Genomic DNA, 8,102 nt, shown 5'->3' with positions numbered 1-8,102 from the left:
GCGTAGGGGTCGCCGGCCCGGGCCGGATCGTCGGCCAGGTAACCCTCGAGGACCATGTCGGGGCGCCCCGGCCCGAGGGTGTCGAGCAGCTTCTCGAGCTCGGCACCGTCGCGGGCCAGGAACGTGTAGCGGCTGCCCTGGGCCGAGCGGGGCTTGAGGACGGCGGGCCAGCCCACCTCGGCCTCGACGGCCGAGAGCTCGGGCTCGGACTGGTCGGGGCGGATCGGGTGGCAGGGGGGCACGTCGAGGCCGGCGTCGGCCAGGGCCCGGCGCTGGCGGGCCTTGTCGGTGAGGGCGGCGGCGGTCGCCGGGCTGTGGAAGGGGAGGCCCAGCCCCTCGGCCACACGGGCCAGCTCGACCATGCCGGCGTCGAGGTAGGTGGTCATGCCGTCGGGCTCCCAGTCGGCCAGGACCTTGACCGCCTGCTCGGCGCTCATGCCCTCGAGATCGACAACGGGACCGAACCGGTTGAGGAGACCGGCCATCTCGCCCATCCCCGGCACGGCCGTGTCGACCATCCAGAGCAGGTCGCATAGGCCGGCGGCCGCCTCGGCCAGCTGCATCACGGGAACGCAACGCGGCCCGTAACCCACCGCCACCAGCGGCCGCGCCCGTCCGGTCGTGGAATCCGTCATGTGCTCAGCCGATCACGGCCTCGACGCAGTCCTGGGCGTCGTAGACGGCCCGCAGGCGGCTGCGGGGCGAGGGCAGGTAGTGGGTGAAATACCGCACCCCCTCGGTGAGCACGCCCAGCAGGGAGATGTTGGGCTGGAGCCGGCCCTCGGTGTCGTAGGGGTGGAAGTCCTCATTGATGGCCACGCTGCCCACGGGCGTGTCACCGTAGCTGAGCTGCGTCAGCCTTCCCTTGGCGTAGAGGCGGTTGAGTAGAGGCGAGCCCGACCGGGCCAGCGAGGGCATGTCGAGATAGGCCCGCACCACCCCGTCGACCGTCATGGCAGTCGGCTCGTCGAGGGCCGTGGAGCTCAGGCGGACGCCGTCGGGGCAGCGGGCCAACGCCGGGTCAGGTCCGAGCGGGATGCGCACCACTCCGGCGTCGAGCAGCCCCAGCAGCTGCTGGGAGCGCATGGGTGGCACGCCGGCCTCCAGGCGGTTGATGCGGCCCCGGACGTTGGCCTGGAACTCGACGTAGGAGTCAAGGGAGAGACCACCGAACTCGATGACCGAACGCAGCTGGTCCCGGAGGATGCGCAGCACCTCCTGGGCCGCCTTGACCGGGCTCCCCCCTGGTCGCAGGGCCTCGGTGAGGTCGTCCTCGATCATGTCGTAGACCTGGCTTTGGTAGTCGGCGGCCGACGTGTACTCGCGGTCCGACCCGGCGAACAGATGCGTGGCCGGGTCGAAGCGCCCGTAGCGCGGCTCGAGACCGTCGACGACCTTCTCGTAGTGCCCGTCGACCCAGCCTTGGCGGAGGACGGTGCGGACGTCGGTCGACTCGACGTCGCCCCCGGCCAGCGAGGCGGCTTGTATGTAGTAGCGCGCTTGCATCTCGGCGAAGATGAGCGGTAGAAGCTCGGCCCGGAAGTCCACGTGGCGCCGCACCGGCGACCCGCCCGGATTGGTCAGCGCCGCGAACTCCTCGGGGGTGCATACCACCGGCTGGTACTGGCCGTAGGGGTCGACGCCGGTTGCCGACTTGGCGCAGTACGGCGCGCCCGAGCGCGAGTAGAGGGTGATGGTCGGCTCCCGGCCCGAGGGCACGTACCGCATGCGGTCGGCCCGGTCGCACCGGTCCTTGAAGGTGCCGCCTCGTCCGATGGTGACGGCGGTGAGGACGTCGAAGCTGACCAGGCCCATGCCGGCCACGGCCACCGAGGATCCGGCCGGAGCGCTCTGGTCGAGGGACTCGACGGGGTAGGGCTGCAGGTACTGCACGCCCCCGTCGGCCCCGCGCTCGTGATTCCAGGTGTGCCCCGAGGTCAGCACCACGTGGTCGACGCTGAGGGTGGTGCCGTTGTCGAGCAGCACCGCCTCGCGCCCGTGGAGGGCCGGCGAGATGTCGATAGCCGCCGCGTAGTGCCGGACGATCTCGAGGTTGGGCGGGGCGTAGGCCACCAGCGTGTCGTAGAACCAGACCAGGTACTCGCCCATCAACCGCCGGGGCAGGTAGTCGGTGGGCAGAATGGGGTCGCCCCCGGCGCCGATGCGGCACTCGTAACCCACCCAGCGGTAGCCGCGGACGACCGCCCATGGGTGCAGGCCCACGGCGTAAGGGGGAAGGGCATCCCCGTCGGGGGCGACATAGAGGGAGAGCTGACCGCAGGCGTTGTTGAGCACCAGGAAGTCGGGCTGCTCGGCGGAATAAACCCCGCCTCCGAGCTGAGAGGGCTCGACCAGGTGCACCCGCACCGGCCTCCCTGTCCGCCGGGCCCGGCTCACGGTCCGCTCCAGGACGCACAGGCCCCACGCGCCGAGCCCCACGATGGCCATCTCGATCATCGGACGCCTCCCACACACGCAACCCCGGATCGGCGGCCGCTGGCTGATCTCTGCGTTCGAGCCCGTTTAGGCCGGCTTCCCTCGACCACGGTCGCGGTGAGTCGGCGGACCGCGAGTACCAGCTCGTCGACATCGTGGGTGGTGGTGGCGAAGGAGGTGACGAAACGGACGACACCTGGCTCCCAGCGGCCGTGGTAAAAGCCGTAACCCTGGTCCAGAAGTCCGTCGATGACCTGCTGGGGCAGGCGGCAGAACAGGATGTTCGCCTGTGGCGTGCCCTCAAGGCGAGTGCCGGGAATGGACTTCAGCCCCTCTTCGAGCCGCGCTGTCATGGCATTGGCGTGCCAGGCGTTGCGCAGCCACAGATCGTCGGTGAGGTAGGCGTCGAGTTGGGCAGCGGCGAAACGCATCTTGGCGGCGAGTTGTCCGGCTCGCTTGGCCCGGAAGCTGAGCTCGGTGGTCACAGAGCGGTCGAAGACGACGATCGCATCGGCGGTGATGCTCCCGTTCTTGATGGCGCCAAAGGACAGCATGTCCACGCCGGCGCGCCAGGTTAGCTCGGCGGGGTCGCAGCCCAACGCGGCGACGGCGTTCGCGAGGCGGGCGCCATCCATGTGAACGCGCAGGCCCGCGTGCTTGGCAATGCCGGCCAGGTGTCCGATCTCGGCGGGGGTATACACCGCGCCGGTCTCGGTTGCCTGGGTGAGGCTCAGCACGGAGGGTTGCACGCTGTGCACGTCTCCGACCTTGCGGTGCACCGCGGCGCGCAGCTCGCCGGCGTCGATCTTCGCGTTATCCCCACCCAGGGCGATGAGTTTGGCGCCCGCTGTGAAGAACTCCGGTGCGCCGCACTCGTCGTTGTTGATATGGCTGTCGCGGTGGCACAACACGCTGCCCCACGGCGGGGTCAGCGTGGCCAGGCTCAATGCGTTCGCCGCCGAGCCGGTGGAAACGGGAAGCAGATCGACGTCGCAATCAAAGATCTCGCTGAAGCGGCGTCGTGCGCTCGAACTCCAACTGTCGGTGCCGTAGGGCGCTGCCTGCCCGGAGGCTGCCGCCGCCACAGCTGCCATGATCTCGGGTGCACCACCGGCGGTGTTGTCGCTGGTGAAGGAGCGGGTGGCGCTTTCCACCGGCGCGACTACCTCCATCGGGACAGCGCTCATATGCCGGCACCTTCTCCGAGCGTCTCCGCCTGTGTGGTCACCAACGACATGTCCTCCTCCTCACGGAAGCAGCCCAACCCGGGTGTTCCGCCGACGCTTGAGTGCGAGGGTGCGGGTTATACCGATGATGCACCTGACTCGCAGTTTACATACCTGAAGACGATAACAGAAGCTTATCGCAGACGGACAGTTTATCCTCATGCAGAAAGCATGAGTACAACCGGAAAACTCGGTAGTAAACAGACCTTACGGTTTCCTCAGGAGTTCGTCGCCGAGGAGATATCCGCCCCGACCTGCGTGAGCGCGCGGCGCGGACCGTTGCCGCGAGCAGCGTCCCACGGTCCTGGGTCAGGTTCAGATGACGACGCCAGGCGGGCAGCATGTGCACTCCGGCAGGCATAGCGACGTCATCAGGGTCTGGGCCTGCCTGGCTATGAACGGCGAAGGCCTCCCCGAAACACGAGGCCAAACCAGGGATACACTCAACGGCCAATATACATACATCTGGAATGATACAAACCGTTGCAACGCGCGCGGTATTCGCTATGACGTTAACGAGACCCTGTAAGCCAGCCCGGAGTCACTGCTTTTGAGCCCGTCTGACGTGCGGTTTTGCTCGGTTTGGGTGGCCTGTGACTGTGGCGCTGCGGTTCGCGCGGGAGCGCCGCGTCTTGCCGGCGACGGCTCAGCTGAGCCGCTTTGCACGGCAACTCCTTCGCGCAGGCTCAAGATTCCGGGGTCGGACGATCGAGGTCTCATCGTGGCGATCGCGATTCCACGGTGGCTGTGCCTGCCCACGATGAGCACCCACAATTTGAAGTCATCGCCCGCAACGCGATCGACTCGATCGTCGTGGTTGTCGTCGACTTCCTACCGCAGCCCAGGCAGACGCTGACTAGATCTGTCCCAGTCGAGCCGTGGGGGACGGTATGCGCGACGCCGTCCTTGCCGCGTCAGGAAAACACCTCATAACCTGAGCAACATCCGACCGCGCGCAGGGTGTCCGACCTGGCGCAGTAGTTGGCGACATGGATCGGCGGGGATATCGCGGTGGCCGAACTGACCGGCGCACGAGCAGATCAGCTCGCGACGATGGACATCTTCGAGGGGTGCGCTATCGAGGACCTGGTGCCGCTGGCGGCCCGCCTCCAACCGCTGCGTGCCGCGGCCGGCCAGGTGCTGATGCAGCAGGGCGAGCAGGCCGTTTCGTTCCTGCTCATCTCCTCGGGCACCGCCGAAATCCAGCGCGTAGACAGCGACGGCACGGTCATCGCCGGGAAGGTATCACCGGGCACGATCGTGGGCGAGATCGCGCTATTGCGGAACATCCCGCGAATCGCGACGGTCACGACTGCCGAGCCGCTGACCGGCTGGATCGGCGACAACGACGCCTTCACCCGGATGGTGCACCTCCCCGGGGTGATGCCGCGACTGCTGCGCACTGTGCGCCAGCGTCTGGCCACCTACATCACGCCGATCCCGATACGGGTCCGCGACGGGACCCACCTGATGCTGCGCCCGGTCCTGCCCGGCGACGACGAGCGGACCGTCCACGGCCACATCCAGTTCTCCAGCGAGACGCTGTATCGGCGGTTCATGACGGCCCGCATTCCCACCCCGGCATTGCTGCACTACCTTTCCGAGGTCGATTATGTCGACCATTTCGTCTGGGTGGTGACCGACGGGGAGGACCCGGTGGCCGACGCCCGCTTCGTTCGGGACGAGAAGGATCCGACGGTTGCCGAGATCGCCTTCACCGTCGCCGACGCCTATCAGGGCCGGGGGATCGGGAGCTTCCTGATCGGCGCGCTGTCGATCGCGGCCAGGGTCGATGGTGTCGAAAGGTTCTCCGCGCGAATGCTTTCCGATAACGTGCCGATGCGCGCGATCATGGACCACCACGGCGCGGTCTGGCAGCGCGAGGACGTCGGCGTCATCACCACCGTCATCGACGTGCCGCGCCGGCTGGGCTTCGGCCGGCATATGGCCGGCGAGATCAAGCGCGTCGCCCGCCAGGTGATCGAAGCGGTCGGCTGAACGGGCGTGCGGCCGTTCGGGATTGGTGTGTTCATGGTGCTGCTGGCCGCATGCGCGCATTCGCCCGCGCCCCCACCGTCGACACCCACAGCAACGACGACCCGCAACACCGCCGTCAACCCCGCCAACATCAAGCGGGTCGTACGCGACCTGCCGGCCGACTACGAGGTGACCACCGGCATCCCAAGCGGGGCCTCGCCGAAAGTGATCTGGAGCCTCGAAGCCGACGCGCGGGCCAACCCGCCGCATTGCGCCGCACTGGCCGACCCCGGGAGCGGACGCGACCAAACCGCCCAGGGCTTCTCCGCCTCGGGCAACGGCGGCATCGTCGACGCCGTGGTGGTGGCTTTGCCGGGACCGGTGGATCTCGACCGCGGCGTCGTGGCGGCGTGCGCCCGGTGGACCATGAGCGACGGGCACACCGCGGCCAACGTCGGTCTCGTCGACGCCCCGCACATCGACGGCGCTGAAACCCTCGGCATGGTGGCCGACGCCAAGTCATCCGTCGAGTCGGGCACCGAAATCGACTCGCGCACATACACCTTCACCGCGTACCTGGGCAACTACTACGCCTTCACGACGCTGACCACGGACCCGGGTTCGGCGATCCCGCCGCTGCCGTCCCGATTTGCCGCCGATCTGCTGGTCAAAACGGTGTCCACGTTGCGCAGTTGAGCCTCGACGTTGGGTAGATTGGCCACGATGTCCAAGGTGTTGCTCGCGACCGCATCCGTCTGCGTGCTCGCCGGCTGCTCATCGGGTGGCGATCCGGCTGTGAGGGCCGACATCGGCAAGGTCGCCGACGTCAAGTCCAGTTTCGGGCCCGAGTACAAGGTCGCCGACATCTCCGAGCGGGCGATCGATCCCAAGCTGCTCTCGGCCCGGAAGCTGCCCGACGGGCTGACGTTCGATCCCGCGAACTGCGCGAAAGTGGCAGTGGGGCCGGACATGCCGCCCGACTTGCAGGGCAACATGGCCGCCGTCTCCGCCGAGGGCAACGGGAATCGGTTCGTCGTCATCGCCATCGAGACCTCAAAAGCCCTGCCGTACAACGACCCCGGGAAAGACTGCACGAAGGTCGCGTTCGTCGGGGCCGGGCTGCGGGGCGGCATCGAGGTGATCGAGGGGCCGCACATCGACGGGGCCCGCACTACGGGCGTGCACCGTGTGCTGCAGGCGGTGGTGGCCGGGGGAGCCCGCACCGGCGAGCTGTACGACTACTCGGCTCAATTCGGCGATTACCAGGTGATCGTCATCGCCAACCCGCTGGTCATTCCGGACCAACCCGTCGCCAAGATCGACACCCAGCGTGCCCGCGACCTGCTCGTCAAGGGCGTGGCCGCGGTCCGCAGCTAGGTCGATGGTGGCGACCCACGGCGCCCGGCTACGCCGCGCTTGTGATCGCCACTAGCGCACGTCGCGCGGGCGGAACTGGATGCTCACCCTCGGACCGGTCGGCGCCGACGTCTTGGGTACCGCGTGCTCCCAGGTGCGCTGGCACGAGCCGCCCATGACCAGCAGATCGCCGTGTGCCTGGGGCAGTCGCAGCGACGGGCCGCCGCCGCGTCGCCGCATCGCGAACGTGCGCGTCGCGCCGAGGCTGACGATCGCCACCATGGTGTCCTGCGAGCTGCTGCGCCCGATGGTGTCGCCATGCCAGGCGACGCTGTCGGAGCCGTCGCGATAACAACACAATCCCACGGTGGTGAAGGGCTCGCCGAGCTCGCCCGCGTAAATGTCGTTGAGCCGGCGCCGCAGCCGCCCCAGCAGCGGATGGGGAGGATCCGCGATCGTCAGGTCGTGAAAGCTGACCAGCCGCGGCACATCGACCACCCGGTCGTACATGTGGCGGCGCTCGGCCCGCCACGGCACCGCCGACAACAGTTGGACGAGCAGGCCATCGGCGTCGGTCAGCCAGCCGGCGCGGATTTCGATGAAGGCGCCCTCACCGAGCTCCCTGCGCTCGGTGTGCTCGAACAGCGAGCCCTGTACCGCGATGCCCACGGCCACCAGTTTATCGCACACCCGTTCGATCGAGCGGGGACCGGCGGGGCGACCGGCTACCGTTTCCTGCGTGGCTGTTGTCGAGCTGGGCACCAATTCCGAGGTGGGCCCGCTGCGGGTGGTCATCCTGCACCGCCCCGGCGGCGAGCTGCTGCGCCTCAACCCCCGCAACAACGACCAGCTGCTGTTCGACGGGCTCCCGTGGGTGGCGCGGGCACAGGAGGAGCACGACCGGTTCGCGGACTTGCTGCGTTCACGCGGCGTCGAGGTGCTGCTGCTGTCCGACCTGCTGACCGAGGCCCTCAGCCACAGCGGGGCCGCGAGGATGCAGGGCGTTGCCGCCGCGGTGGATGCGCGTCGTCTCGGAGTTCCGCTGGCCCAACGGCTTTCGGCCTACCTGCGTGGCCTGGAACCCGTCAGGTTGGCCAGTGTCCTGAC

General features: G+C 68.3%; 8 protein-coding genes. 4 read left to right on the top strand and 4 right to left on the bottom strand.

The annotated features are described in order from the left end of the window. The 3 genes from VMD50_RS14850 to VMD50_RS14840 all read right to left on the bottom strand — a co-directional run. A partial coding sequence (locus VMD50_RS14850; RefSeq protein ID WP_414686072.1) for an ATP-grasp domain-containing protein occupies positions 1 to 635 on the bottom strand: 635 nt, incomplete at its 3' end. 4 nt (positions 636 to 639) lie between these two features. Next, positions 640 to 2,457, bottom strand: coding sequence for an FAD/NAD(P)-binding protein (locus tag VMD50_RS14845; RefSeq protein ID WP_325428502.1), 1,818 nt, complete (start codon positions 2,455 to 2,457; stop codon positions 640 to 642). Further along, positions 2,454 to 3,623 carry a threonine aldolase family protein gene (locus VMD50_RS14840; protein ID WP_325428501.1) on the bottom strand — a complete coding sequence of 390 codons (1,170 nt, stop codon included), beginning with the start codon at positions 3,621 to 3,623 and terminating at the stop codon, positions 2,454 to 2,456. Before VMD50_RS14840 ends, VMD50_RS14845 begins: the two co-directional genes overlap by 4 nt. Positions 3,624 to 4,715: 1,092 nt before the next feature. On the opposite strand from VMD50_RS14840, the gene VMD50_RS14835 reads away from it, so the two are divergent. The 3 genes from VMD50_RS14835 to VMD50_RS14825 are packed head-to-tail and all read left to right on the top strand — an operon-like array spanning position 4,716 to position 7,016. Continuing rightward, the gene (locus VMD50_RS14835; RefSeq protein ID WP_325428503.1) at positions 4,716 to 5,660 is read left to right on the top strand and encodes a GNAT family N-acetyltransferase; all 945 of its coding nucleotides are present in this window, start codon (positions 4,716 to 4,718) and stop codon (positions 5,658 to 5,660) included. A gap of 6 nt (positions 5,661 to 5,666) precedes the next feature. Beyond that, positions 5,667 to 6,335 (top strand): DUF5642 family protein, encoded by a 669-nt coding sequence (locus VMD50_RS14830; protein ID WP_325428500.1) that lies wholly within the window; start codon positions 5,667 to 5,669, stop codon positions 6,333 to 6,335. Between the two features lie 27 nt (positions 6,336 to 6,362). After that, complete coding sequence (locus VMD50_RS14825) at positions 6,363 to 7,016, top strand: DUF5642 family protein (RefSeq protein ID WP_325428499.1); 654 nt, start codon at positions 6,363 to 6,365, stop codon at positions 7,014 to 7,016. Between the two features lie 51 nt (positions 7,017 to 7,067). Here the strand turns inward: VMD50_RS14825 and VMD50_RS14820 are convergent, their stop codons facing one another. Next, on the bottom strand, positions 7,068 to 7,664 hold the full coding sequence (locus VMD50_RS14820) for an alpha-ketoglutarate-dependent dioxygenase AlkB (RefSeq protein WP_325428498.1): 597 nt from the start codon (positions 7,662 to 7,664) through the stop codon (positions 7,068 to 7,070). Between the two features lie 70 nt (positions 7,665 to 7,734). On the opposite strand from VMD50_RS14820, the gene VMD50_RS14815 reads away from it, so the two are divergent. Then, positions 7,735 to 8,102, top strand: a 368-nt coding sequence (locus tag VMD50_RS14815) for an arginine deiminase family protein (RefSeq protein WP_325428497.1), incomplete at its 3' end; no start/stop codon positions are given.

The organism is Mycobacterium sp., from assembly GCF_035506235.1.
GTDB lineage: Bacteria > Actinomycetota > Actinomycetes > Mycobacteriales > Mycobacteriaceae > Mycobacterium.
The sequence above is the reverse complement of the archived record's forward strand: the minus strand, read 5'-3'. Positions and strand labels throughout refer to the sequence as shown.